This is a genomic window from Streptomyces sp. NPDC005303 (assembly GCF_040607335.1).
In the GTDB taxonomy this organism is placed as follows: Bacteria; Actinomycetota; Actinomycetes; order Streptomycetales; family Streptomycetaceae; genus Streptomyces.
On record NZ_JBEXGM010000011.1, the window covers coordinates 37,180 to 61,830 of the forward strand.

General features: G+C 67.8%; 21 protein-coding genes. 10 read left to right on the forward strand and 11 right to left on the reverse strand.

Annotation, left to right across the window (positions count from 1 at the left end):
* Positions 1 to 420: 420 nt before the first annotated feature.
* Complete coding sequence (dnaA, locus tag ABZT93_RS18015) at positions 421 to 2,388, reverse strand: chromosomal replication initiator protein DnaA (protein ID WP_356105451.1); 1,968 nt, start codon at positions 2,386 to 2,388, stop codon at positions 421 to 423.
* Positions 2,389 to 2,771: 383 nt separating this feature from the next.
* Between dnaA and rpmH the strand changes: the two genes are divergently transcribed.
* The 9 genes from rpmH to ABZT93_RS18060 all read left to right on the forward strand — a co-directional run bounded on the left by rpmH (position 2,772) and on the right by ABZT93_RS18060 (position 9,685).
* On the forward strand, positions 2,772 to 2,909 hold the full coding sequence (gene rpmH, locus ABZT93_RS18020) for a 50S ribosomal protein L34 (protein WP_005482975.1): 138 nt from the start codon (positions 2,772 to 2,774) through the stop codon (positions 2,907 to 2,909).
* A 21-nt stretch (positions 2,910 to 2,930) separates the two neighbouring features.
* Positions 2,931 to 3,302, forward strand: a complete 372-nt coding sequence (rnpA, locus tag ABZT93_RS18025) for a ribonuclease P protein component (RefSeq protein WP_078902551.1) — start codon at positions 2,931 to 2,933, stop codon at positions 3,300 to 3,302.
* Entirely contained in the window at positions 3,299 to 3,649 is a 351-nt protein-coding gene (gene yidD / locus ABZT93_RS18030; protein ID WP_037707204.1) for a membrane protein insertion efficiency factor YidD, read from the forward strand. Before rnpA ends, yidD begins: the two co-directional genes overlap by 4 nt.
* A gap of 3 nt (positions 3,650 to 3,652) precedes the next feature.
* Positions 3,653 to 4,939, forward strand: a complete 1,287-nt coding sequence (yidC, locus tag ABZT93_RS18035) for a membrane protein insertase YidC (protein WP_356105455.1) — start codon at positions 3,653 to 3,655, stop codon at positions 4,937 to 4,939.
* A gap of 15 nt (positions 4,940 to 4,954) precedes the next feature.
* Positions 4,955 to 5,467 carry a R3H domain-containing nucleic acid-binding protein gene (locus tag ABZT93_RS18040; protein WP_356021487.1) on the forward strand — a complete coding sequence of 171 codons (513 nt, stop codon included), beginning with the start codon at positions 4,955 to 4,957 and terminating at the stop codon, positions 5,465 to 5,467.
* A gap of 119 nt (positions 5,468 to 5,586) precedes the next feature.
* Complete coding sequence (rsmG, locus tag ABZT93_RS18045; RefSeq protein ID WP_356105458.1) at positions 5,587 to 6,303, forward strand: 16S rRNA (guanine(527)-N(7))-methyltransferase RsmG; 717 nt, start codon at positions 5,587 to 5,589, stop codon at positions 6,301 to 6,303.
* A 265-nt stretch (positions 6,304 to 6,568) separates the two neighbouring features.
* Positions 6,569 to 7,642 carry a ParA family protein gene (locus tag ABZT93_RS18050; protein WP_078935937.1) on the forward strand — a complete coding sequence of 358 codons (1,074 nt, stop codon included), beginning with the start codon at positions 6,569 to 6,571 and terminating at the stop codon, positions 7,640 to 7,642.
* On the forward strand, positions 7,639 to 8,739 hold the full coding sequence (locus tag ABZT93_RS18055) for a ParB/RepB/Spo0J family partition protein (protein ID WP_356105460.1): 1,101 nt from the start codon (positions 7,639 to 7,641) through the stop codon (positions 8,737 to 8,739). The genes ABZT93_RS18050 and ABZT93_RS18055 overlap by 4 nt, the downstream gene beginning before the upstream one ends.
* 328 nt (positions 8,740 to 9,067) lie before the next feature.
* A complete protein-coding gene (locus ABZT93_RS18060; RefSeq protein ID WP_356105463.1) occupies positions 9,068 to 9,685 on the forward strand; it encodes a GNAT family N-acetyltransferase in 618 nt (205 codons plus the stop codon).
* A gap of 55 nt (positions 9,686 to 9,740) precedes the next feature.
* Here ABZT93_RS18060 and trxA read toward each other — a convergent pair whose 3' ends face one another.
* The 7 genes from trxA to ABZT93_RS18095 form a co-directional block, all read right to left on the reverse strand.
* Entirely contained in the window at positions 9,741 to 10,073 is a 333-nt protein-coding gene (gene trxA, locus ABZT93_RS18065; RefSeq protein WP_003991504.1) for a thioredoxin, read from the reverse strand.
* Between the two features lie 46 nt (positions 10,074 to 10,119).
* Complete coding sequence (trxB, locus tag ABZT93_RS18070; RefSeq protein ID WP_266562422.1) at positions 10,120 to 11,088, reverse strand: thioredoxin-disulfide reductase; 969 nt, start codon at positions 11,086 to 11,088, stop codon at positions 10,120 to 10,122.
* Between the two features lie 168 nt (positions 11,089 to 11,256).
* A complete protein-coding gene (locus ABZT93_RS18075; protein WP_356105466.1) occupies positions 11,257 to 12,150 on the reverse strand; it encodes a hypothetical protein in 894 nt (297 codons plus the stop codon).
* A complete protein-coding gene (sigM, locus tag ABZT93_RS18080) occupies positions 12,147 to 12,872 on the reverse strand; it encodes an RNA polymerase sigma factor SigM (protein WP_356105469.1) in 726 nt (241 codons plus the stop codon). Before sigM ends, ABZT93_RS18075 begins: the two co-directional genes overlap by 4 nt.
* Positions 12,873 to 12,887: 15 nt before the next feature.
* On the reverse strand, positions 12,888 to 14,576 hold the full coding sequence (locus tag ABZT93_RS18085; RefSeq protein ID WP_356105472.1) for a protein kinase family protein: 1,689 nt from the start codon (positions 14,574 to 14,576) through the stop codon (positions 12,888 to 12,890).
* A 119-nt stretch (positions 14,577 to 14,695) separates the two neighbouring features.
* Complete coding sequence (gene murJ, locus ABZT93_RS18090) at positions 14,696 to 16,960, reverse strand: murein biosynthesis integral membrane protein MurJ (RefSeq protein ID WP_356105475.1); 2,265 nt, start codon at positions 16,958 to 16,960, stop codon at positions 14,696 to 14,698.
* Between the two features lie 44 nt (positions 16,961 to 17,004).
* Entirely contained in the window at positions 17,005 to 19,374 is a 2,370-nt protein-coding gene (locus ABZT93_RS18095) for a DUF6049 family protein (protein ID WP_356105477.1), read from the reverse strand.
* A gap of 257 nt (positions 19,375 to 19,631) precedes the next feature.
* On the opposite strand from ABZT93_RS18095, the gene ABZT93_RS18100 reads away from it, so the two are divergent.
* Entirely contained in the window at positions 19,632 to 21,074 is a 1,443-nt protein-coding gene (locus ABZT93_RS18100; RefSeq protein ID WP_356105480.1) for a CCA tRNA nucleotidyltransferase, read from the forward strand.
* 83 nt (positions 21,075 to 21,157) lie between these two features.
* Here ABZT93_RS18100 and ABZT93_RS18105 read toward each other — a convergent pair whose 3' ends face one another.
* The 3 genes from ABZT93_RS18105 to ABZT93_RS18115 form a co-directional block, all read right to left on the reverse strand.
* Positions 21,158 to 22,432, reverse strand: coding sequence for an MFS transporter (locus ABZT93_RS18105; protein WP_356105483.1), 1,275 nt, complete (start codon positions 22,430 to 22,432; stop codon positions 21,158 to 21,160).
* A gap of 89 nt (positions 22,433 to 22,521) precedes the next feature.
* The gene (locus ABZT93_RS18110) at positions 22,522 to 23,604 is read right to left on the reverse strand and encodes an inositol-3-phosphate synthase (RefSeq protein WP_356105485.1); all 1,083 of its coding nucleotides are present in this window, start codon (positions 23,602 to 23,604) and stop codon (positions 22,522 to 22,524) included.
* Between the two features lie 44 nt (positions 23,605 to 23,648).
* Entirely contained in the window at positions 23,649 to 24,329 is a 681-nt protein-coding gene (locus ABZT93_RS18115) for a PadR family transcriptional regulator (RefSeq protein WP_356105488.1), read from the reverse strand.
* Between the last annotated feature and the right edge of the window lie 322 nt (positions 24,330 to 24,651).

Below are 24,651 nucleotides of genomic sequence, written 5' to 3' on the forward strand. Positions count from 1 at the left end.
TCAGGCGCGTCGCGTTGCCGAACAGTGGACAGGCATGTGGAGAAGCCGGTGATCGCTGGGGACAACCGGCCCCTGCCTGTGGGCGGCCGGTGGACAACTTGATGCACAGCCTGTGGATCTTCTCGCTGTCCACAGTCTGTGGAGATCCTTCGTCCACGAATCCACAACCACCTGACCTGGCCTGATGGTCTTTCACCAGGAAGCCTGTGGACCGCGATCTGGACAACTTCGCAGTCCCCAGGATGTGGACGGGAAAAAGTCACCGGATCTGTGGAGGGAGGCCGTAACCCGGCGGGGAATCGAACAGCGGGCTACGGCGCCGTGACCTGTGGAATGCCGAAGGGCGCCCTCGGGATCTCGTCCCCAGGGCGCCCTCGGCGTTGAAACCGCCGTGACTCCGCCTGTGTCAGCGGTTCTGTGTCAGCCGTTCTTGATGCGGTTCGTCAGCTCGGTCACCTGGTTGTAGATGGAGCGTCGCTCGGCCATCAGATTGCGGATCTTGCGGTCCGCGTGCATCACGGTCGTGTGGTCGCGGCCGCCGAACAGGGCGCCGATCTTCGGCAGCGAGAGGTCCGTCAGCTCGCGGCACAGGTACATGGCGATCTGGCGGGCCGTGACGAGCGCCCTCCCGCGCGAGGTGCCGCACAGGTCCTCGACGGTCAGGCCGAAGTAGTCCGCCGTGGCGCTCATGATGGCCGTCGAGGTGATCTCGGGCGCCGAGTCCTCGCCGCCGGGGATCAGGTCCTTCAGCACGATCTCCGTCAGGCCCAGGTCCACCGGCTGCCGGTTGAGCGACGCGAACGCCGTCACCCGGATCAGCGCGCCCTCCAGCTCACGGATGTTGCGCGAGATGCGGGAGGCGATGAACTCCAGGACCTCCGGCGGGGCGTTGAGCTGCTCCTGCACCGCCTTCTTGCGCAGGATCGCGATCCGCGTCTCCAGCTCGGGCGGCTGGACATCCGTGATCAGACCCCACTCGAAACGGTTCCGCAGCCGGTCCTCCAGCGTCACCAGCTGCTTGGGCGGCCGGTCACTGGACAGCACGATCTGCTTGTTCGCGTTGTGGAGGGTGTTGAAGGTGTGGAAGAACTCCTCCTGCGTCGACTCCTTGTCCGCGAGGAACTGGATGTCGTCGACGAGCAGGATGTCCATCTCGCGGTAGCGCTTGCGGAAGCTGTCGCCCTTGCCATCGCGGATGGAGTTGATGAACTCGTTGGTGAACTCCTCCGAGCTCACGTACCGCACGCGCGTGCCGGGATACAGGCTGCGCGCGTAGTGCCCGATCGCGTGCAGCAGGTGGGTCTTGCCGAGCCCCGACTCCCCGTAGATGAACAGGGGGTTGTAGGCCTTGGCCGGAGCCTCGGCGACCGCCACCGCGGCCGCGTGGGCGAAGCGGTTGGAGGCACCGATGACGAACGTGTCGAAGAGGTACTTCGGATTCAGCCGCGCGGTGGGCTCACCGGGGCCGGTCGCCGGGGCGGGCTGCGCGGCCAGCGGGCCGGGGGCGCCGGTGGTGGGCAGGTTGGAGCCGACCGGGCCGCCGCGGTGCACATGCCCGGAGCCGGGCGGCGGATCGGGCAGCTCCCGGCGGCCGTCGCGCTGGTCGTAGTCGGACCGTGGCTGGTCGTAGTCGGGTCGCGGCTTGTCGTAGTCCGGGCGCTCGTCGTAGTCGCGGCGCGGACTGTCGTAGGACGGGCGCTCCATCGCCTGCGGGCGGTAGTCCTGCGACGGAGGGCCGTACGACTCCTGGGTGTACGGCTCCTGCGGATAGGGCTCCTGCGACGGTGACGCGTACGGGTCGCGCTCCGGGAAGCCGAGCCGCTGCTGCTGCCAGCTGTACTCGTCCTGTGCCGGCCGCGGCCAGGCGCCGGGCTCGGGGCGCTGGTACTCCGACGGGTAGGCGGGGCGCGCGGTCGGGAGCTGGTCCGGGCGGGGCGCCTGGCCGCCCTGGTGTCCGGGGCGCTGTTCACCGCGGCCCTGGCGGGAGTCGTCGGCGCGGTGACGGCCGTAGCCCTCGTACTGATTGTCGTACTGGCCGGAGGGCAGCTCCGGCTCCTCGTAGCGCGGCTGGGGCCGGGGCGCCTGAGGTGCGGGCGGCGGTGGGGGCTCGCCCGCGGAGTCGTCGACGGTGATCGCGATGCGGATAGGGCGGCCGCACTCGCGGCTCAGGGTCTCGCTGACGGCCGGGGCCAGCCGGCCCTCCAGTACGCCTTTCGCAAATTCGTTCGGTACGGCGAGCAGGGCGGTGTCGGCGACCAGCGCGAGGGGCTGGCAGCGCCGGATCCAGTGTTCGTCCTTCGCCTCCACACCCTGGACGCGGCCCTCACCGAGAAGCTGCTCGAGTACGCGTGGCCACACTGCGGCAAGATCGGCAGGTACGTCAGCCACAGGGCACGCTCTCTCACGGGTCCCACGAACGTGTGGTTGTGGGACGAGTCGGGATTCAAATGGGGTGGAGCCGAAACAGAGGGGTCAAGGGAACGAATCGGAGTTCGGTCACGGTAGTCAGGGCGACGGGTGCGGTTCAAGTTGTTGTCCCCAGCCTGTGGATAGTGTCTCCCGGCGACCACTGGTTTGACCGGATGGCTCAGCCGCGCGTACCGTAACCAGGTCGAGTTGTCGATGGCTGCTGCCGCCTGCCTCCGATGGGCACAGATCGCGTCAGGTGATCGGGAAGCGGTGCACACGGGCGTAACTGCGAGCTACTCGTGGGCGCACGGTGACAGCCAGGACGGCACCCGCCACCACCGATTGATTTCTGGAGCCCCCGAGTGAGCAAGCGCACCTTCCAGCCGAACAACCGTCGTCGTGCCAAGACCCACGGCTTCCGTCTGCGGATGCGTACCCGCGCCGGCCGCGCGATTCTGGCGAACCGCCGCAGCAAGGGTCGCGCCAGCCTGTCCGCCTGATCCCGGTCAGGTCATGCCGTCGTGCTGCCCACCGAGAACCGGCTGAGGCGGCGCGAGGACTTCGCGACCGCAGTACGACGAGGGCGCCGGGCCGGACGCCCGTCCCTCGTCGTCCATTTTCGTAGCGGTGCCACGGACCCGCACGCGCCTGGGGAGAGCGCTCCCCCGACGCGTGCGGGTTTCGTCGTGAGCAAGGCCGTGGGCGGCGCGGTCGTACGCAACAAGGTGAAGCGCAGACTGCGTCACCTGATGCGCGACAGGGTCGTCCTGTTTCCCCCCGGTAGCCTGGTAGTCGTACGAGCGCTGCCCGAGGCGGGCGACGCCGATCACGAACAGCTGGCCCGAGACCTGGATGCCGCCGTTCAGCGGCTGCTGGGAGGGGGCGCACGATGAAGTACCCGCTGCTGGCGCTGATCAAGCTGTACCAGTGGACCATCAGCCCGCTGCTGGGGCCGGTGTGCAAGTACTACCCGTCGTGCTCCCACTACGGCTACCAGGCCATCGACCGGCACGGTGCGATCAAGGGAACGGCACTCACCGCCTGGCGCATCCTGCGGTGCAATCCGTGGTCGCTGGGCGGTGTGGACCATGTCCCGCCGCGCAAGCGTCCGCGGTGGCACGAAATGCTGCGTAACGCCTGGCGTGCACGTAGGGGCGGGCCCTCCGCCGCCTCGGCCACCGAGGGACAGACTCCTTCGAGCCCGGCCGCAGAGACTCCGTCCCATGCCCAAGGAGCATGATTAGTGGACACGATTGCCAGTCTTTTCAGCTTCATCACGACACCCGTCTCCTGGGTCATCGTTCAGTTCCACACGGTGTACGGCAAGATCTTCGGCCCTGACACCGGGTGGGCCTGGGGCCTGTCGATCGTGTCCCTCGTGATCCTGATCCGTATCTGCCTGATCCCGCTCTTCGTGAAGCAGATCAAGTCGACGCGGGCCATGCAGACGCTCCAGCCCGAGATGAAGAAGATCCAGGAGCGCTACAAGAACGACAAGCAGCGTCAGTCCGAAGAGATGATGAAGCTGTACAAGGAGACGGGCACCAACCCGCTCTCCTCGTGCCTTCCCATCCTGGCGCAGTCCCCGTTCTTCTTCGCCCTGTACCACGTGCTCAACGGCATCGCGACGGGCGACACCATCGGTGTCATCAACGAATCGCTGCTGGCCAGCGCCCGTAAGGCGCACATCTTCGGTGCCCCGCTCGCCGCGAAGTTCAAGGACGGCTCCGCCACCGTCCAGGCGCTGGGTGCCACGGTCACGGACGTGCGGGTCGTCACCGCGGTCATGATCGTCATGATGTCGGCGTCGCAGTTCTACACGCAGCGTCAGCTGATGACGAAGAACGTCGACACCACGGTCAAGACGCCGTTCATGCAGCAGCAGAAGATGCTGATGTACGTCTTCCCGGTCATGTTCGCCGTCTTCGGCATCAACTTCCCCGTCGGTGTCCTCGTCTACTGGCTGACCACCAACGTGTGGACCATGGGCCAGCAGATGTACGTCATCCACAACAACCCGACCCCGGGTTCCAAGGCCCAGGCTGCCTACCTGGAGCGCCTCACCAAGCACGTCACGAACCACGGCAAGGCCCGCAAGCGCAGCGAGCGCACCATCATCAAGGCGATCGTCGCCAAGGGCCGTGACCGCAACGAGTTCGAGCGCAAGTTCATCAACGGTCTGAACAAGGCGGGCCTCGCGGCCCAGGCCGACGGCTCGGTCATCCAGAGCGAGTCCCAGGCCGCGGTCCAGACCGAGGACGGTTCGCCGACGAGCGCGGCGGCTCCCAAGCGTCAGCAGCCCAAGCGGCAGAGCAAGTCCCAGCGACAGTCGGGTGCGGCTTCGGCCGGCTCGAAGGCGGCCGGTGACGATCAGTCGTCCGAGTCGATCTCGCTGAGCAAGTCCGACGAGCCCGAGGACGCCAAGCCCGCCGCTCCCGCCAAGAAGCAGTCCGGCGGCGGAACCCGCAGCAAGGCCCAGTCCGGACAGCGCAAGGGTCCGCAGCGGCCCAAGTCCCCGTCCAAGAAGTAAGAAGGAGTCCATCCCGTGACGGAAGGCACCACCTCCGCCGCTGCCGAGGGTGCAGACACCCTGACTCGCCTGGAGCAGGAGGGCGAGATCGCGGCGGACTACCTCGAGGGTCTGCTCGACATCGCCGATCTCGACGGCGACATCGACATGGACGTCGAGGCCGACCGCGCCGCTGTCTCGATCATCAGCGACGCGGGTGGCCGCGACCTGCAGAAGCTGGTCGGTCGTGACGGCGAGGTGCTGGAGGCCCTGCAGGAGCTCACCCGCCTGGCCGTGCACCGGGAGACCGGGGACCGCAGCCGACTGATGCTGGACATCGGCGGTTACCGGGCCAAGAAGCGTGCGGAGCTCTCCGAGCTGGGCGCCAAGGCCGCTGCCGAGGTGAAGAGCACCGGTGAGGCCGTGAAGCTCGACCCGATGACGCCGTTCGAGCGCAAGGTCGTGCACGACGCGATCAAGGCCGCCGGCCTGCGCAGCGAGTCCGAGGGCGAGGAGCCGCAGCGCTTCGTCGTCGTGCTTCCCGCCTGATCGGTCCGTACGTTCCTCCGGCCCCGTCTGTAGAGCAGGCGGGGCCGGAACTTTGTCAGCCTGATAGTTCTGATGGTCGGCGCCCGGTGCGCTGATGCGGTACGGAAGGACGGTTCCCCGTGACGGAGGCAGCGGAGCTTCCCCCCGCGCCCGAGCAGGCGCGTGAGGTGTTCGGCGATCGCTTCGAGGACGCGGTGCGCTACGCCGAGCTGCTCGCTGAGGCGGGTGTGCAACGTGGCCTCATCGGCCCCCGTGAAGTGCCCCGTCTGTGGGAGCGGCATCTGCTGAACTGCGCGGTGCTCTCGGAGGTCGTCCCCGAGGGCGTGACGGTGTGCGACGTCGGCTCCGGTGCCGGCCTGCCCGGCATTCCCCTGGCGCTCGTCCGTGAGGACCTGAAGATCACGCTGCTGGAACCGCTGCTGAGGCGCACGACCTTCCTGACGGAGGTGGTGGAGCTGCTGGGCCTGGACCATGTGACAGTGGTGCGGGGCCGTGCCGAGGAAGTCATGGGCAAGCTGACCCCCGTGCATGTGGTGACAGCGCGGGCCGTGGCTCCACTGGACCGTCTGGCGGCGTGGGGAGTCCCGCTGCTGCGTCCCTACGGCGAGATGCTCGCGCTCAAGGGCGACACCGCGGAGGAGGAACTCAAGGCGGCAGGTACGGCCCTGAGTAAGCTCGGTGCCGTGGAGACCTCCATCCTGCATGTGGGCGAGGGCGTGGTCGACCCGTTGTCCACGGTGGTGAGGGTCGAGGTAGGGGAGAGTCCAGGCGGCGTGCGTTTCGCGGCCAAGCGTGCCAAGGCGGCCCGCACCGGCCGCACACGTCGACGTCGCTGAACCGTCCTGACGACGAGACGTACTCCACACAAGCTGCCAAACCTATGCATGTCGGAGTGTCGCGGCAGAACGGGCATGGCTGCCCTGCATCGTGTTTCACGTGAAACGTCGCTCACTGCTGCACGGCATCATCAGCCGGGGCCGCGCCGCGGCCGAACCCCGCGACCGGAAGCCTCTCGGCTCACTCGGAGAGGTAACGGAGTTGTCCACAGAAGTGGATTTCTCCACAGAACAACAGGCCTCACTGGTTCACGACCCCGAAGACATGGGAGGCTCTGTTCATTGCGAGCCTGAAGTCGAGGAGAGTGAATCCTTGCGGTCCGACGCCAACATCGCGGGACCGATGACCGATCCGGTCCCCGGTCCCCGAACCGAGTCGATGGGGGAGGATGTTTCACGTGAAACACCGCCCCCGATGGACGACACTCCGATCGGTCGTGCTGCCCAACTGGCGGTAGAGGCTCTTGGCCGCGCCGGCGAGGGCCTGCCACGGCCCGAGCAGACCCGGATCATGGTCGTCGCCAACCAGAAGGGCGGGGTGGGCAAGACGACGACGACCGTCAATCTTGCTGCTTCGCTGGCTCTGCACGGTGGTCGTGTCCTGGTGATCGACCTCGACCCCCAGGGCAACGCGTCCACTGCGTTGGGGATCGACCACCACGCCGAAGTGCCGTCCATCTACGACGTCCTGGTCGAGAGCAGGCCGCTGGCCGAGGTCGTCCAGCCGGTCCCTGATGTAGAAGGCCTCTTCTGCGCCCCCGCCACCATCGATCTCGCCGGTGCGGAGATCGAGCTGGTGTCCCTGGTGGCACGTGAGAGCCGACTGCAGCGAGCGATCCAGGCGTACGAGCAGCCACTGGACTACATCCTCATCGACTGTCCGCCCTCGCTCGGCCTGTTGACCGTCAATGCGCTCGTGGCCGGCGCGGAGGTCCTCATCCCGATCCAGTGCGAGTACTACGCGCTGGAGGGCCTCGGTCAGCTGCTGCGCAACGTCGATCTGGTGCGGGGCCACCTCAACCCCACCTTGCATGTCTCGACGATCCTGCTCACCATGTACGACGGCCGGACGCGCCTCGCGTCCCAGGTCGCGGACGAGGTGCGCACCCACTTCGGCGACGAGGTGCTGCGGACGAGCATTCCCCGCTCGGTCCGTATCTCCGAGGCGCCGAGTTATGGACAGACGGTGCTGACCTACGATCCAGGATCGAGCGGCGCCCTGTCCTACCTTGAGGCGGCGCGAGAGATCGCGCTGAAGGGCGTCGGCGTCAGCTATGACCCGACGCAGGCGCACATCGGCGCACAGAGCAACCCAAGCATGGTGGAGGGGATCCAGTGAGCGAGCGACGGAGGGGTTTGGGTCGTGGTCTCGGCGCACTGATCCCGGCTGCACCGACAGAGAAGACGCCGACTCCGGCGGCGATGGGGGGCCCTGGTTCAGCGTCACCGACGTCCGTTCCGGTGCTGACGACCGATCGTGGAGTGGCCGCGGCGAAGGTGGCCACACTGCCGCCTGTTTCACATGAAACCGAGGCGCCGTCGGCCAACGGCTACCCGGAGACGCCCGCGCCTCCCATGGGCGCCCACTTCGCGGAGCTCCCCCTCGACTCCATCACGCCGAACCCCCGCCAGCCGCGTGAGGTCTTCGACGATGACGCGCTGCAGGAGCTGGTCACCTCCATCAAGGAAGTCGGTCTTCTCCAACCGGTCGTCGTCCGACAGGTCGGTCCCGCCCGCTACGAGCTCATCATGGGCGAGCGGCGCTGGCGGGCCACCCGTGAGGCTGGTCTGGAGGCGATCCCCGCGATCGTGCGGGCCACGGAGGACGACAAGCTCCTCCTGGACGCCCTCCTGGAGAATCTGCACCGTGCTCAGCTGAACCCGCTGGAAGAGGCGGCCGCCTACGACCAGTTGCTGAAGGACTTCAACTGCACGCACGACCAGCTGGCGGACCGCATCGGCCGGTCCCGTCCGCAGGTCTCCAACACCCTGCGTCTGCTGAAGCTCTCGCCGGCGGTGCAGCGCCGAGTGGCCGCCGGAGTGCTCTCCGCCGGACACGCCCGTGCCCTTCTCTCCGTCGACGACTCGGAGGAGCAGGACCGGCTGGCCCACCGGATCGTGGCCGAGGGGCTCTCGGTGCGTGCAGTCGAGGAGATCGTGACCCTCATGGGGTCGCGGCCGCAGACTGTCCAGCGTTCCAAGGGGCCGCGTGCCGGCGCCCGGGTCTCTCCGGCGCTGACCGACCTCGCGACCCGCCTCTCGGACCGCTTCGAGACGCGGGTGAAGGTGGACCTGGGGCAGAAGAAGGGCAAGATCACCGTCGAGTTCGCCTCGATGGAGGACCTCGAACGCATCCTCAGCTCCCTCGCCCCCGGTGAGGGACCGGTTCTGCAGAAGAGCCTGCTGGACGGCGAAGCCGAGGAGACGGAAGGCTGAGCCAAGGCCCCGCCAGGGTGACACCGCCCAGGCGAAGCACACAGAACGGGCTGTGTCCGGTGTGTCCCGGAACACGGCCCGCTCTTTGCTTTCAGGCGGTATCGATGGAATCGCTGTGTGGATACGATGCGAATGGGTGCAGCACATCCACCCGGCAGTACCTCTGAGGGGAGGCAGGGGCGATGCGAACGATGAGCCGAAGCGGACTGGTGAGCGCGGGCCTGGGACTGGGGGCGGTCGGCGGATTCGTCGGCAGCTTGCTCAGGGAACGGAGCGCTCTGACGGCCGCCCGCGATGCGGCGGGCGAAGGAAGCGAGGAACAGCCTTCATGGGGCGTCGGCTCGTACCGCTCACGCTGGACAACCTTCCGGACCTACCCCGGCGTTGCCGCTCGTGTGTCTTCTGGGAGTTGGACCCCGTCAGTGGAGAAGCCGCGGTAAAGGCGGGAACAGCGGCTCTGGAGAAGGAAGCCTGGATCTCCGCCGTTCTGCTGGACTGGGGATCGTGCGGCCGGGTCGTCTACGTCGACGACGTTCCGGTCGGCTACGTCCTCTACGCCCCTCCCGCATATGTTCCACGCTCCACGGCGTTTCCCACCAGCCCCGTCTCTCCGGACGCCGTCCAGTTGATGACGTCGTTCATCATGCCGGGCTATCAGGGGCAGGGACTGGGCCGGGTGATGGTGCAGACGGTCGCCAAGGACCTGCTGAGGCGGGGCTTCAAGGCCATCGAAGCCTTCGGTGACGCCCGTTGGAAAGAGCCCGCCTGTCTGCTTCCCGCGGACCATCTGCTCGCCGTGGGTTTCAAGACGGTCAGACCCCATCCCACGTATCCGAGACTGAGGCTGGAACTGCGGACCACACTCTCCTGGAAGGAAGACGTGGAGATGGCACTGGACCGGCTTCTGGGGGCGGTACAGAAGGAACCGGCGCTGCGGCCCCTGTAACGCGACGATGGGGCCGGCCCTTTCGGGTCGGCCCCATCGTGTTTCACGTGAAACATCACTCGGCGATGAAGTCCTCGAGGTCGCGCACGATCGCGGCCTTCGGCTTGGCGCCGACGATGGTCTTGGCGACCTCGCCACCCTGGTACACGTTCAGAGTCGGGATGGACATGACGCCGTACTTGGCGGCCGTACCCGGGTTCTCGTCGATGTTCAGCTTGACGACCTCGATCTTGTCGCCGTACTCGGCGGCGATCGCCTCGAGGGACGGCGCGATCTGACGGCACGGTCCGCACCAGGCGGCCCAGAAGTCCACCAGGACGGGCTTGTCGCTCTTCAGGACGTCCTGCTCGAAGGAATCGTCGGTCACATTCTTCAGGGTGCCGGCCACGGCGGGCTCCTTAACTGGGTTGGTGCGGTGGGGCGGGATGGGGGGGTCAGACAGCGGTCTTCTCGGGCTCGGCCTTCTCTTCGTCCGCGAGGGCGGCGAGGAAGCGCTCGGCGTCGAGAGCGGCGGAACAGCCGGTGCCGGCCGCGGTGATCGCCTGGCGGTAGGTGTGGTCGACCACGTCACCGGCGCCGAAGACACCGGTCAGGTTGGTGCGGGTCGAAGGCGCTTCCACCTTCAGGTAGCCCTCACCGTCCAGCTCGAGCTGGCCCTTGAAGAGCTCGGTACGCGGGTCGTGGCCGATCGCGATGAACAGGCCGGTGACCGCCAGGTCCGAAAGCTCACCGGTCTTGAGGTTGCGCAGCTTCAGACCCGAGAGCTTCGGGTCGCCCTGGATCTCGGCGACCTCGCTGTCCCATACGAACTTGATCTTCGGGTCGGCGAAGGCGCGCTCCTGCATCGCCTTGGAGGCGCGCAGGGTGTCACGGCGGTGGACGATCGTCACGGACTTGGCGAAGCGGGAGAGGAAGGTCGCTTCCTCCATCGCGGTGTCACCGCCGCCGATCACGGCGATGTCCTGGTCCTTGAAGAAGAAGCCGTCACAGGTGGCACACCATGAGACACCGCGTCCGGAGAGGGCGTCCTCGTTGGGCAGGCCGAGCTTGCGGTGCTGCGAGCCGGTGGTGACGATCACGGCCTTCGCCCGGTGGACCGTGCCCGAGGTGTCGGTGACGGTCTTGATCTCGCCGGTCAGGTCGACGCTGACGATGTCGTCCGGGACGAGCTCGGCACCGAAACGCTCAGCCTGGGCCCGCATGTTGTCCATGAGCTCGGGGCCCATGATGCCGTCCTGGAAGCCGGGGAAGTTCTCCACCTCGGTGGTGTTCATCAATGCGCCACCGGCGGTGACGGCGCCCTCGAACACCAGCGGCTTCAGCGACGCGCGCGCGGTGTAGAGCGCCGCCGTGTAGCCGGCGGGCCCGGAGCCGATGATGATCACGTTACGGACGTCGCTCACGGCTTGGTTCCTCGTCTCTGGACTGCGTCGTCGGACCGGTGGAGCCCCTCTCAGAACTCTCACCCCACCCAACGGATCCTAAGGGGCGTGCATTCCCGGTGTGTCCGGGCACACGGAGAGGCCGCACCGTAAGCACTACCAAGCAGGACGGAGACGAAGCGTCAGGGCTCAGGAACGTGTGTAGGACTGCTTCAACAGAACCTTCGCGGTGCCGGTCGGTGCCGTCTTCACGCACGACGCATCCACGATGTAGGCGGTGACCCTGGTGCTGTCGGAGGGATCACGCAGCACGACGAGAAGCGCTTCCGTGCCCTTGTAGACGCCGTCCTCGGTCGCGAGTGGCGCGTCGCTGGTACGGATGCCGTTCTGGATGCACTGGGGAACCTCGGGCGTCACCAGGATGCGGGGGTCCCCGGAGCCCGGGATCTCCGCCGCACCCATGCTGGTGTGCGGAGCCCGGGATCCGCCGCTCGCACTCTTCTCGGTGAGGAGGTTCGAGACCTGCTTCTCGAGTCCGCTCGCCGAGAAGGTGTCGGCGGTGGGGGTCGGCTGTCCGTGTGCGCTGTTGGTTGGCTTGTCGTCATCAAGCACCGACAGCAGCACGGAGCCGAATCCCAGAGCGGCGACGGTGAAGACGGCGCCGAGGACGGCGATCTTGCGGCGTCCGTTCCTCTTGCGGTCCTTGCGGCCGGGGCCGGTGGTGGCCGTACGGGCATGCCCAGTGGGACGGTCTGCCGTGAGCGATGTTTCACGTGAAACATGTGCAGTCTCGACCGGTGCCGGTGCGTTCACGGCCTCGGGAGCAGTCGCCTGCAGGAGAGCCTCGGCGGCGAGAGCGGCGTCGATCCTGCCGGCGACGTCGGCGGGCATCTGCGGTGGGCCCGGCAGTGTGCCGAGCAGTCCGCGGATCTCCTCCAGCGAAGCGTGCACGTCCGCGCAGAGTTCGCACCCGTCCAGATGCCGACGTACGGCGGCGGTCCTGGAAGCGGGGAGGATGCCTTCGGTGAGGTCGGAGATCTCCGCGACGTCCGGGTGCCCGGCTGTGTCTGTCGTGGAAGTCACGCTCGCCCACCTCCGCCCTTCACTGCAGCTGAATCGCTTGATCCTGAATCCGGCGAGCCTTCCGAGGGAGGTCCCGCTGCGGGTGGGACGGATGTCCCCTGCGTCCGGTTCCGTCCAGCGCCTGTTTCTCTGCCGTCTCCGGCTCTTTCCGGCCGGAGATGAGTGAGAAGGGGGAGCAGTCTGGCTCTGCCCCGGGCGCAGCGGCTCTTCACCGTCCCCGTGGGCACATCGAGCATGCGGGCGGCTTCGGCGACCGGATAGCCCTGCATGTCCACGAGGACGAGGGCGGCGCGCTGGTCGGGTGGGAGCGTGCCGAGGGCCTCCAGGAGCTGGCGGTGGAGGTCGTTGCGCTCCGCGGGAGCCGAGGCGGACTCGTGCGGCTCCAGGAGCTGCTCCAGGCGCTCGGTGTCGTCCACGGGGGATGTCTTGCGGGAGGCTGCCTTTCTGGCCCGGTCCAGGCAGGCGTTCACTGTGATCCGGTGCAGCCAGGTCGTGACCGCCGACTGACCCCTGAAGGTGTGCGCGGCCCGATAGGCGGACACCAGGGCGTCCTGAACGGCGTCAGCGGCGTCCTCACGGTCCCCGAGCGTCCGGAGAGCGACGGCCCAGAGCCGGTCGCGGTGCCGCCGCACGAGCTCACCGAAGGCGCCGGGATCGCCTTCTACATGACGGGCCAGGAGATCCTGATCGCTGGTGTCGCCGTACGCGGTGTCATCTGCCATCGGACCCCCTCCGCCTTAACTGGTGACCTTGATGTCCGCCACCCGGCCGCGGTAGGTGCCTTCTTCTGTCAGGGGCAGCTTGGTCAGCCAGACCAGAAGGTAGCGGGACTTCACAGCCTTGTCCGGCTTGAGCGGGACACCCGTACCGGAGCCCGCGGCGACCTTGGTGAAGGCGTCGAAGGTGGTCGGCCTGGAACTGGCGTCACTCGAGGCGGCGCGCAGCTCGACAGATGTGTCGCCCTTGAACGTGACGGTGACCTTGCCGATGTCCTGGACCTTGCCGAGATCGAGGATTATCCCCAGGCCCGGCTTGAGATTCCCGAAGTCGGCGCCCGCGTAGTAGTCCGTCTGCCAGTACGACGAGGTGTCGCTGTCGTACGCCTTGCTTATGTCGGCCGGCTTCTCGGATCCGTCGCCGAACGGGTCGAAGTCGTACCCCTTGGCGATGGTGATCGGCGCGCTGGCCTTCTTCGTCGGGCTCTTGTCGCCGTCGTCGTTCGTCTGGGTCTGGTTCTCGTCCGACTTGCCGCCACGGTCCATCAGCGCGTCCGCGAGCTGCCAACTGCCGAGGCCCAGCGCGGCGATGAGGAGGGCAGAGACCGCCCACTTCAGGGCCCGGCCCGTACGGCTCTGCAGCGGCGGTGGCGGGGTAGGTACGGGCTGGGTGACACCGGGGCGCGGTGCCGGGCGGCCGTACGTACCCTGCTGGTACGTCGTGCGCTGGTATTCGGGCGGGGCCGTGAACGCCGGCTCCGGCGGGCGGATGCGGGGCATCTCACCGATCGCCTTGACCAGTTCCTCGGGCGTCGTGCACGCCGACTCGTGCCGGGAGGCGGTCGCACCGTCGTTGGCGAGCGCCCGCATGGACAGCTCGGACAGCCCACGGTGGACACCCGCGCGCACCTGGTCGGGCGCGATGAGGCCGACGTCCTTGGGGAGACCGGCGAGACCGTAGGCGTCGTTCTCGTACGGCCACCGCTGGGTGAGCGCCGCGTACAGGAGCGCTCCGATCGCCTCGGTGTCCGTACGCTGCGGGGACTCCGAACTGGCGCCTCGCAGCGCGGCGTTCACGGCGAGGCCGCGGATGCGCCACTGCCCGCTCGACGTACGCAGGACCGCGTTCGGGTTCAGCCGCAGATGCGCGAGCCCCTCACGGTGGGCCGCGGCCATGGCGGACGCCACCTGACTGACCATCTGGTAGGCGTCGTACGGTTCCAGCGGGCCGGGGGCGAGGAGGGTGGTCAGCTCGGTCGCGTCGGGCAGCCACTCGTGGACGACGTAGACGAGGTCGTTCTCCTCGACGGCGTCCAGGACCTGCACGAAGCGCGGGTCGCCCAGCAGCGCGGACGAACGGGCCGCGGCCAGGACGGAACGCGCCCGCGCATGGTCCGCGGGCAGGATGTGCACACCGACGGCCCGACGGAGTTTCTCGTCGACGGCACGCCAACTGCTGAACCCGTCCAGACGGGTGACGCACTCCTCGAGACGGTAGCGTCTTGCGAGCTTGTGGCCGCTGTGCAACTCCGGCGGTGACGCCTTACCAGGACTCTCGGTCCCGCCACTCCCCTGTGCCTCGACGTCTTCCGTGTCCCGCTCCCGGTTCTTGGCCACGCCGTCGGCCGTGGACTGGTCCGCCTTGGCGGTCAGCGGTTCGTCACCGCTGTTGTCTGCCACGTCGACGGCAGCCGTGCTCCGTTCCGCCACCGTCGTTCCCTGCCTCCCCATTCATTGCGCGCCGTGCGACGCAGAATCCAATTGTGCCCACAGTCCGCCGCTATGCACGACACACAGTGGCGGACGATGGTTGTGCGCGTACCCCTGCCTCAGCGCCCCAGACGCCCCCGGACCATGCCGACCAGTGAGTTCAACTCCTCGATCCGCATCTTGCGTGCTGCGACGAAGAAGATCACGAGCAGAACCGCGCCGCCCGCGATGAGAGAGGCGAACGAACCGACGACTCCCTGGCCGAGCGAGTGACCGATGCCGTAGCAGACCGCTCCGCTGAGCAGCGCCGCCGGGACGGAGGCGATGCAGAGTCGGGCGTAGGTCCGCAGGACGCGGTTGCCGTCCAGGTCACCGCCGAGGCGCTTGCGCAGCCGGTTCCAGGCGACGCCGACGCCGATCGCGTAGGCGAGACCGTACGAGGCGGCCATGCCGACCACGGCCCAGCGGGGCGGCAGCACGGCGTAACAGGCGGCGGAGGCTGCGGCGTTGACGGCCGCCACGATGACGGTGTTGTAGAAGGGCGTCCGGGTGTCCTCGTAGGCGTAGAAGGCGCGCAGGACGACGTACTGCACGGAGTAGGGGATCAGGCCGAGGCCGAAGGCCATCAGCATGTAACCCATGTTCGTGGCGGCGCCGGTGCTGGAGGCACCGAAGATCAGCGTGCACATCGGGATGCCGAGTGACAGGAAGCCGAAAGCGATGGGCACGATGGCGACCGCTGTGGTCCGCAGGCCCTGCGAGATGTCGTCACGGACCGCGCCGGCGTCGTCCTCCGCGGCAGAGCGGGAGATGCGCGGCAGCAGGGCGGCCATCAGCGAGACGGTGATGATGGCCTGCGGGAGGCCCCAGATGAGCTGAGCGTTGGCGTAGGCACTGAAGCCGGTGCCGGCGATCTTGGTGTCGGCGACGGCTGCGGTGGCGAGCTGGGTGACCACCAGGGCGCCCGCCTGGTTGGCGAGGACGAACAGGATGGTCCACTTCGCGAGCATCGCGGCCTTGCCGAGGCCGTGGCCCTTCCAGTCGAAGCGCAGACGCGGCCGGAACCCGGTCTCGCGCAGATACGGGATCATCGCGAGCGCCTGCACCACGAGGCCGAGCAGGATGCCCACACCCAGCAGCCGCTGCCCCTCCGGCGGAATGTTCGTGACGCTCATACCGGAGTGCCCGGCGGTGCCGTACACCCACAGGAACATCGCGAGCGTCACGATGATGACGATGTTGTTGAGGACCGGAGTCCACATCATCGCGCCGAACTTGCCGCGCGCGTTGAGGATCTGTCCCATCACCACGTGAATGCCCATGAAGAAGATGGAGGGCAGGAAGTAGCGGGTGAAGGTGATGGCGACCTCGTTGGCCGCGGGGTTGGTCGCCACAGGGTTCGACAGTGCACGTACCAGGAGCGGCGCGGCGAACATGGTGAGGGCGGTGAGCGCGGCGAGAGCCACCATGACCAGCGTCAGGAGCCGGTTCGCGAAGGCCTCGCCGCCGTCGTCGTCCTCCTTCATGGCGCGTACGAGCTGCGGCACGAAGACGGAGTTCAGACCACCGCCGACAGTGAGGATGTAGATCATGGTCGGCAGCTGGTAGGCCACCTGGAAGGAGTCGCCCAGGAAGGCGGTGCCGAGCGCGGACACGATCAGCGCCGAGCGGATGAAACCCGTGAGGCGCGAGACCATCGTGCCGGCCGCCATCACGGCGCTCGACTTCAGCAGGCCCCCGGCCTTGCCGCCCTTCTGCGCGGGAGCCGCGGGTGCCGCAGCCACCGCCGCAGCCGGCGCGGTACCGAGATTCATGGTCTCGTCGGCCGAGGGCGCGGGGGCGGCCGGTGCCTGGAACTGCGGTGTCGGTGACGGCCCGCCAGGCCCCGGCACCGACGGGGGATCCGTCGGGCGGCCGCCGCGCTGCTGCTGGTCGCGGAAGAGATGTGCGAACGCGTCCGGCTCATGGCGTTCCTCGCCGGCCTGGCTCACCAGGTCGTCGACCCCCACGAACTGCGTGGTGCGAGGGTTGTCGCCGTACGGCAGGTACTGCGTCGGGCCCTCCGGCTCGGGCGCCGGGGTCTGCGCCCACACGTGCGGGTCCGGTGCGTAAGGGGACTGGGGCGGCTGGGAGTACAGCGGCTGCTGCGGCTGATAGGTGCCGGGCGGCGGCGGGGGATGTGCGGCACGGTCGTACAGAGCCTCGGCGACCGGGTCCTGGGCATGCAGGTCCTGTGCCCGGTAGGGGTCCTGGTCGTAGGCGTCCTGGAGGTACATGTCCGCGGGAGCCTGCGGCGGCACCTGGCCGTGCTCGGGCGGCGGCCCCTCGGGGCGACCCGAGCTGTCCGCGCCCTGACCGCGATCACCGTCGTACGGCGCGTTCATGGTTACCCCACCTCATCGTCCCGGGCCCACCGGCCACGACATCCTCAACGGTCCACTCTCTCACCCGTGCCGGACGGGTCGGCGTTTTCCGCTGCGGTGTCCGCCGTCAGGTCACTCGGCTGCTCCGGGTCGTCCGACCCGGGCCCGGTGCCGGTCTCCTCCTTGAGACGGTCCTCGGGGCCCTCCAGGTTCTCCGGAGCCTCCGCGGCTTCGTCGGCCTCGTCGCCCGGGCCGTTCTGCTCGGCCGCACGGGCGGCGGCGCGCTTGCGCTGGGTGTACATCCGGAATCCTGCCAGCACCAGCAGCAGGACGCCGCCGCCGATGACCAGCATCACGGTGGCCGTGAACTCGGTGACCTTCACGTCGAACCTGACGGCCTCGCCGTACGGCTGGCCGTTCTCGGTGTACAGCTGGGCGATCACCGATGCCTTGCCGTTGGCGTTGGCCGTCGTGGTGAACTTCACCGTCTGGCTGTGGCCACCGGAGACCTCGACCGCCTGCTCGTCGTAGGAGGAGCCGCCGATCTCGAGCCGGTTCGGGCTCAGGGAGGTCAGTCGGAGCCGGAGGTGCTCCACTCCTTGCACCAGGTTGTTCTGGACCGTCACGGGGATCGTGGCACTGCGGCCGGAGAGCTTGGTCTCCGACTTGTCGATCAGACTGACCTGGGAGGTCAGTTCGTCGAGGTAGTCCTCCACGTCGTTGCGGAAGCCGCTCGCCTCGGTGCCGCGGCCCCGCCACGACGTGGACATCTCGCGGTTCACGGCCCGTCCGAAGGGGGTCACGACGCGGGACTGGTCGGAGAGGATCACCTTGAAGTTGTCGAGCTTGTTCTGCGTGCTCGCGATCTGCTGGAAGGCCCACTTGGGCAGCTCCTGCTTGCGCAGCGAGGTGGGATAGGCGGACGCGGAGGGCACCCTGGTGGTGGCCCCGGGGTCCGGCTTGGCCGCGGCCGCAGCCGTGAGCTTCTGGGCCTGCGACCAGTTGCCGCCCTGCAACGAGGTGATCGCTGCGGCCATGGCGCCGGCCTGGCTCGCCGTGGGCGTGCGCTGCGGGGCGACCACGATGCTGCGCGGCTTGTCCGTCTGAAGGTCGAGAGCGAGGCTCTGGGCGAGGAACCGCTGGACGGCGAGCGTGGCGGACGATGCCTTGGTCAGATCACCCTGGAAGGACGTGGACAGCCGCGCGTCCGCGACGACCGCCGTGGTGCCGCCGCCGATGGGGCGGGCCGCGGAGGGGGTGTACGACAGTCCGGCGGTCTCCTGGAGGCTGTCGCTGCGGGCGATCACCTTGTCGGCGCCGGCGGAGGTGGCGACCTTGACGATCGACGGGTCCACCGCGCCGTTCACGGGCCAGGCGAAGTCGGTGCTCGGCGTCACGTGGAGCACGGTCCTGACCGTGGTGGCCGCGACGTCGGTCGCCTCGTCCAGGTGGCTGAGGGAACCGGTGACGCTGGTGCCGTTGTGGGCCAGGGAAGCGAGGTCGGGGTCGGCGAAGGGAAGCGCGACGACCTCCTTGTCCTCCACCGCCTTCTGCAGCCTGGCCAGCCACTGCTTGGCGACTGCCTGGTGGGTGCCCGGGGTGGTGGTGTCGCCCGCACCCTGGATCCGGTAGCTGCGGGTCATCGCGTCGACGGACGCCAGCAGGTCCGGGTCGATCACCCAGGTGACGTCCAGGTTCTGGCCCAGCGAGAGCATCTGGTCCAGTCGGCCGCCCGCCGAGATCTCCTCAGCGAGGTCGTCGTTGAGGAAAACCGGCGTCTGCTGGGCGTTCGAACCGGTCTCCGCAGTCATGTGCACGGTGGAGATCAGCGGCCACAGGAAGGTCGTCTTCGTCTTCGTGTCCGCCTCGTCGGCCTGCCAGGGCAGGAAGGTCCGCTGGATGCCGAGCGGCTGGTCCCACGGCTGTGCCGAGGTCCTGCCCGACAGGGAGACGGCGAACTGGTAGACGCCGGCGTCCCCGAGGTCCAGCTCGTCGACCGGCACGGAGATGGAGAAGGGCTCGGCCACCCCAGGGGTCAGCTTCGCGAACTTCGCCACGTACTTGCCGCCGATCTCGGACCCCGTGGCTCCCTGGAGGGAGTCCCGGTCGTCGGTGACGGTGTCGATCGACGAGCGGGTGTTCAGCTCCGGGCCCACCCGCAGGCCCACATGCGCGGCTGTGACGGCCTGCTTGCCGTTGTTGGTCACCGTCCCCGACACGGTGAGCGTGTCACCGTCCGTAGGTGCGGTGGGGCTGAGTGTGTCGATCGCGACGGACACCGATCCGGAATCGTCGGCGGCCTGGGCGGGAGCTGCGGCGGGAAGCTGGCACAGGCCGGCCATGAGGGGCACCCCTGCGAGCAGGGCCCCGGTGCGCCGCAACCAGCGGCGGGCAGGTGAGGGACTCGTCCCCTGGAAGTCTGCCGCCTCGGCCACGCGCTCGCCCGTCCCTCGTCGTCGTCAGTGGTCGTCGGAATGTGCGTCCACGCATGGTAACGATGCGCGCTGAGGGGAAGTGCCGCGGACTGCTCCACAAGATCGGGGGACGCTGCCGCACTGTCCCGAATGTGCACGTATAAAGGGGAGCACGCCCGTGAGTCTCCGGGGCAGACCTTGTGCAGGTCTGCATGGCGAGTCTGTGCACGTTTAATGGAGGCGCCCGAGGGTGCCGGGGCCACGTACCCTCTTCTGTTGTGCCGAACGCCAAGGAAGACAGCCTCAGTGCCCCGAATCGGGTGCAGAACCCAGCGGTGAACCAACCGCTGGAAGTCGCACCCGTCGCCGACGACCTCGCCCGCCGCTTCCAGGAGGCCGGGTTCTCACTCGCCCTGGTCGGCGGGTCGGTACGGGACGCACTGCTCGGCCGGCTCGGCAACGACCTGGACTTCACGACCGACGCCCGCCCGCAGGACGTTCTGAAGATCGTTCGGCCGTGGGCGGACGCTGTGTGGGAGGTCGGGATCGCCTTCGGCACGGTGGGGGCGCAGAAGGACGGCTTCCAGATCGAGGTGACCACCTACCGGTCCGAGGCGTACGACCGCACCTCACGCAAGCCCGAGGTGTCGTACGGCGACTCCATCGAGGAGGACCTGGTCCGGCGTGACTTCACCGTGAACGCGATGGCCGTCGCGCTCCCGGAGAGGAAGTTCATCGACCCGCACGGTGGCCTCGACGACCTCGCGGCGCGTGTGCTGCGGACGCCGGGCACTCCGGAGGCATCCTTCTCGGACGACCCGCTGCGGATGATGCGGGCCGCCCGCTTCGCGGCGCAGCTCGACTTCGAGGTGGCGCCCGAGGTGGTCACCGCGATGACGGAGATGTCCGCGCGTCTGGAGATCGTCTCCGCCGAACGGATCCGGGACGAGCTGAACAAGCTCATCCTGTCCACCCATCCGCGTAAGGGCCTGACGCTGCTGGTCGACACGGGGCTTGCCGAGCATATGTTGCCCGAGCTCCCGGCCCTGCGACTGGAGAGCGATGAGCACCACCGGCACAAGGACGTCTACGAGCACACGCTGATCGTCCTGGAGCAGGCCATCGCGCTGGAGAAGGAAGGGCCCGACCTGACCCTCCGCCTGTCCGCGTTGCTCCACGACATCGGCAAGCCGCGCACCCGCCGTTTCGAGAAGGACGGCCGGGTCTCGTTCCACCACCACGAAGTGGTCGGAGCGAAGATGACCAAGAAGCGGATGACGGCGCTCAAGTACTCCAACGAGTTGGTGAAGGACGTCTCGCGGCTCGTCGAACTCCATCTGCGTTTCCACGGATATGGCACCGGGGAGTGGACGGACTCGGCGGTTCGCCGCTACGTGCGGGACGCGGGGCCGCTGCTCGACCGGCTCCACAAGCTGACCCGCTCGGACTGCACGACCAGGAACAAGCGCAAGGCGGCCGCGCTGTCGCGTGCCTACGACGGTCTGGAAGAGCGGATCTCCCAACTCCAGGAGCAGGAGGAGCTGGATTCGATCAGGCCCGACCTCGACGGCAACCAGATCATGGAGATCCTCGGCGTGGCACCCGGCCCTGCGGTGGGCCGCGCGTACAAGCACATGCTGGAGCTTCGCTTGGAGAATGGGCCCATGAAGCACGACGAAGCGGTGGCTGCGCTCAAACAGTGGTGGGCCGCTCAGGACTGAGGCCGTGAAACGGGGTCATGTTTCACGTGAAACATGACCCCGGACGCATCGAGGGGCGGTGTTTCACGTGAAACATCGCCCCTTCATCGGTCCGTCGCCATCTGCCGTTCCCGCGTCATCGACACGGCGATCGTTGCGTAGAGGACGGCGACCGTGACCACCAAGGTTGCCGAGCGGCCGTCCGCCGGCAGGATCAGGGCGGCTACTCCCGCAGCCGCCACGAAGGCGATGTTGAAGAGGACGTCGTAGACGGAGAAGATCCGGCCCCGGAATCCGTCGTCGACGGAGGACTGCACGATTGTGTCAGTGGCGATCTTCGCGCCTTGGGTGATCAAGCCCAGCACGAATGCCGCGATGAGCATGGGCGCGGTGGCGAAAGGGAGCCCGAGGGCGGGCACCAGTACCGCGGCGGTTGCCGCGCACACGACGATCCAGCGTTCCGGTCCGAGTTTTCCTGCGGCCCAGGGGGTGATGACCGCGGCGACGAAGAAGCCGGCACCGGAGATTCCCAACGCCAGGCCCAGAAGGGCGAGACCGTCGTTGGGATGGGATGTCAGGGTGTACCGGCAGAGCATCAGCACCATGACGAGCAGAGCGCCGTAACAGAACCGCATGACCGACATCGCGCCGAGCGCGCGGGCGGCCGAGCGACGTGTGGGTGCGGCCAGATGACGGACGCCGCCCGTCAGGTCACGCGCCGTTCCGGCGAGGGCAGCGCCGAGGCGGGTCTGGATCAACTCGCGGTCGGGACCCAGCAGTTCCGGTGGCATGCGCAGTGCGGCGAGCGCACCGCACAAGTACAGCCCCGCTCCCAGCACCACCACGGCCGCGTCGGAGTCGGCGACCAGGAGGCGTACGACGAAAGCAAGGCCGCCGCCCGCGGTCGCTGCGAGCGTTCCCGCCGTCGGGGAAAGGGAGTTGGCGATCACCAGCCGTTCTTCGTCAACGACACGGGGCAGTGCGGCGGACAGACCGGACAGGACGAAGCGGTTGACGGCGGTGACGCACAGAGCGGAGACGTAGAAGAGCCACTCCGGCACGTGGCTGAGCATCAGGGCGGCCGTCGCCGATGCGAGCAGGGCGCGCACGAGATTGCCGTAGAGGAAGACCTGGCGGCGGCGCCAGCGGTCCAGGAGGACGCCTGCGAAAGGACCGACCAAGGAGTAAGGGAGCAGCAGGACTGCCATCGCGGAGGCGATCGCGGTGGCGGAGGTCTGCTTCTCAGGGGAGAACACGACGTAGGCGGCGAGCGCGATCTGGTAGACGCCGTCCGCGCCCTGGGAGAGCAGACGCACGGTGAGCAGGCGTCGGAAGTCCCGGAAACGGAGAAGGACACGCAGATCACGGACGACGGACATGGGGCACAGCCTCACACACGGCGAGGGTCCCCGGGTCGATACAACCCGGGGACCCTCTGTAGCCCTGGCAGGAGCGTTTTGAGTGAGCCTTAGCGCTCGACTTCACCCTTGATGAACTTCTCGACGTTCTCGCGCGCCTCGTCGTCGAAGTACTGGACCGGCGGGGACTTCATGAAGTAGCTGGAGGCCGAGAGGATCGGGCCGCCGATACCGCGGTCCTTGGCGATCTTCGCGGCGCGCACGGCGTCGATGATGACACCCGCGGAGTTCGGGGAGTCCCAGACCTCCAGCTTGTACTCCAGGCTCAGCGGCACGTCGCCGAAGGCGCGACCCTCGAGGCGGACGTAGGCCCACTTGCGGTCGTCGAGCCACTGCACGTAGTCCGACGGGCCGATGTGGACGTTCTTCGCGCCGAGATCCCGGTCGGGGATCTGAGACGTCACGGCCTGCGTCTTGGAAATCTTCTTGGACTCGAGACGCTCGCGCTCGAGCATGTTCTTGAAGTCCATGTTGCCGCCGACATTCAGCTGCATCGTGCGGTCCAGGACGACGCCGCGGTCCTCGAACAGCTTCGCCATGACGCGGTGCGTGATGGTGGCGCCGACCTGGGACTTGATGTCGTCACCGACGATCGGGACGCCCGCCTCGGTGAACTTGTCCGCCCACTCCTTGGTGCCGGCGATGAAGACCGGAAGGGCGTTGACGAAGGCGACCTTGGCGTCGATGGCGCACTGGGCGTAGAACTTCGCCGCGTTCTCGGAGCCGACGGGCAGGTAGCAGACGAGAACGTCGACCTGCTTGTCCTTGAGGATCTGGACGATGTCGACCGGCTCGGCGTCGGACTCCTCGATGGTCTCGCGGTAGTACTTGCCGAGGCCGTCGAGGGTGTGACCGCGCTGGACGGTCACGCCGGTGTTCGGCACGTCGCAGATCTTGATGGTGTTGTTCTCGGAGGCGCCGATGGCGTCGGCGAGGTCGAGACCGACCTTCTTCGCGTCGACGTCGAACGCCGCGACGAACTCGACGTCACGAACGTGATAGTCGCCGAACTGGACGTGCATCAGCCCGGGGACCTTCGACGCCGGGTCGGCGTCCTTGTAGTACTCGACTCCCTGAACCAGCGACGCGGCGCAGTTGCCCACGCCGACGACGGCTACGCGAACCGAACCCATTCCGGTTGCTCCCTGTGTGTACGAGTGAGGCCCTGGCAGGGACCTCACGTGGCGGTGTCGCCGGGCGTATCCGGACCGGGGCTGTCCCCGGGCCGGGGCAGGACGCCCGGCGCTCCCTCTGTGGTGTCGCGAGTGGGTTCTCCATGGCCGGGACCTTTGAGATCCCGGCCGGCCCGCTCGCTCTCGATGAGCTCGTTCAGCCAGCGCACTTCGCGCTCCACGGACTCCATCCCGTGGCGCTGGAGCTCAAGCGTGTAGTCGTCGAGGCGCTCCCGGGTGCGTGCCAACGAGGCACTCATCTTCTCCAGGCGCTCCTCCAGCCGGCTGCGGCGGCCTTCGAGGACTCGCATGCGGACGTCGCGCGAGGTCTGCCCGAAGAAGGCGAAACGAGCGGCGAAGTGCTCGTCCTCGTACGCGTCGGGACCCGTCTGCGAGAGCAGCTCCTCGAAGTGCTCCTTACCTTCCGCCGTCAACCGGTAGACGATCTTGGCGCGACGCCCTGCGAGTGGTGCGGCGAGGGCGTCCTCGTGGGTGTTCCCCGGTTCCTCGATCAACCAGCCGTTGGTGACCAGCGTCTTGAGGCAGGGGTAGAGCGTGCCGTAGCTGAACGCACGAAACACACCCAGTGACGTATTGAGACGTTTGCGCAGCTCATAGCCGTGCATCGGGGACTCACGGAGCAGGCCGAGTACGGCGAATTCGAGGATCCCGGAACGCCGGCTCATCGTCGCCTCCTCGTCGTTGTGTCGCACCGATGTATCGACTCGATACATCAAGACGATAGAACGCTCTTCCGCAAGCGACAAGTGGGGGGACGGTGAACGGGATCACATCAATGTTTCATGCGAGCCAAGTTGCCTGATTTGGGGTGAACTTCGGGGCTCGGCGGGTTTTGACGGTGCGTAGTCTGTGCGGCATGCACACCACCGGGAACCGAGTGACGCCTGGGGGGCGTCGCTGTCCCGGTGCGGTACGGATGAATGCGGGACCGACCACATCCGTACTTCGGGGGGACCGGAAACCAGCCGCCGTTTCCAGGCGCGCAAA

What these genes read in the sequence shown, in the direction of transcription:
- yidD (WP_037707204.1), top strand. Translation starts at nt 3,299, where the DNA reads ATGAAGTACCCGCTGCTGGCGCTGATCAAGCTGTACCAGTGGACCATC.
- ABZT93_RS18050 (WP_078935937.1), top strand. Translation starts at nt 6,569, where the DNA reads ATGGGAGGCTCTGTTCATTGCGAGCCTGAAGTCGAGGAGAGTGAATCC.
- ABZT93_RS18060 (WP_356105463.1), top strand. Translation starts at nt 9,068, where the DNA reads ATGGGGCGTCGGCTCGTACCGCTCACGCTGGACAACCTTCCGGACCTA.
- sigM (WP_356105469.1), bottom strand. Translation starts at nt 12,872, where the DNA reads ATGGCAGATGACACCGCGTACGGCGACACCAGCGATCAGGATCTCCTG.
- murJ (WP_356105475.1), bottom strand. Translation starts at nt 16,960, where the DNA reads ATGAACGCGCCGTACGACGGTGATCGCGGTCAGGGCGCGGACAGCTCG.
- ABZT93_RS18105 (WP_356105483.1), bottom strand. Translation starts at nt 22,432, where the DNA reads ATGTCCGTCGTCCGTGATCTGCGTGTCCTTCTCCGTTTCCGGGACTTC.
- ABZT93_RS18110 (WP_356105485.1), bottom strand. Translation starts at nt 23,604, where the DNA reads ATGGGTTCGGTTCGCGTAGCCGTCGTCGGCGTGGGCAACTGCGCCGCG.
- ABZT93_RS18115 (WP_356105488.1), bottom strand. Translation starts at nt 24,329, where the DNA reads ATGAGCCGGCGTTCCGGGATCCTCGAATTCGCCGTACTCGGCCTGCTC.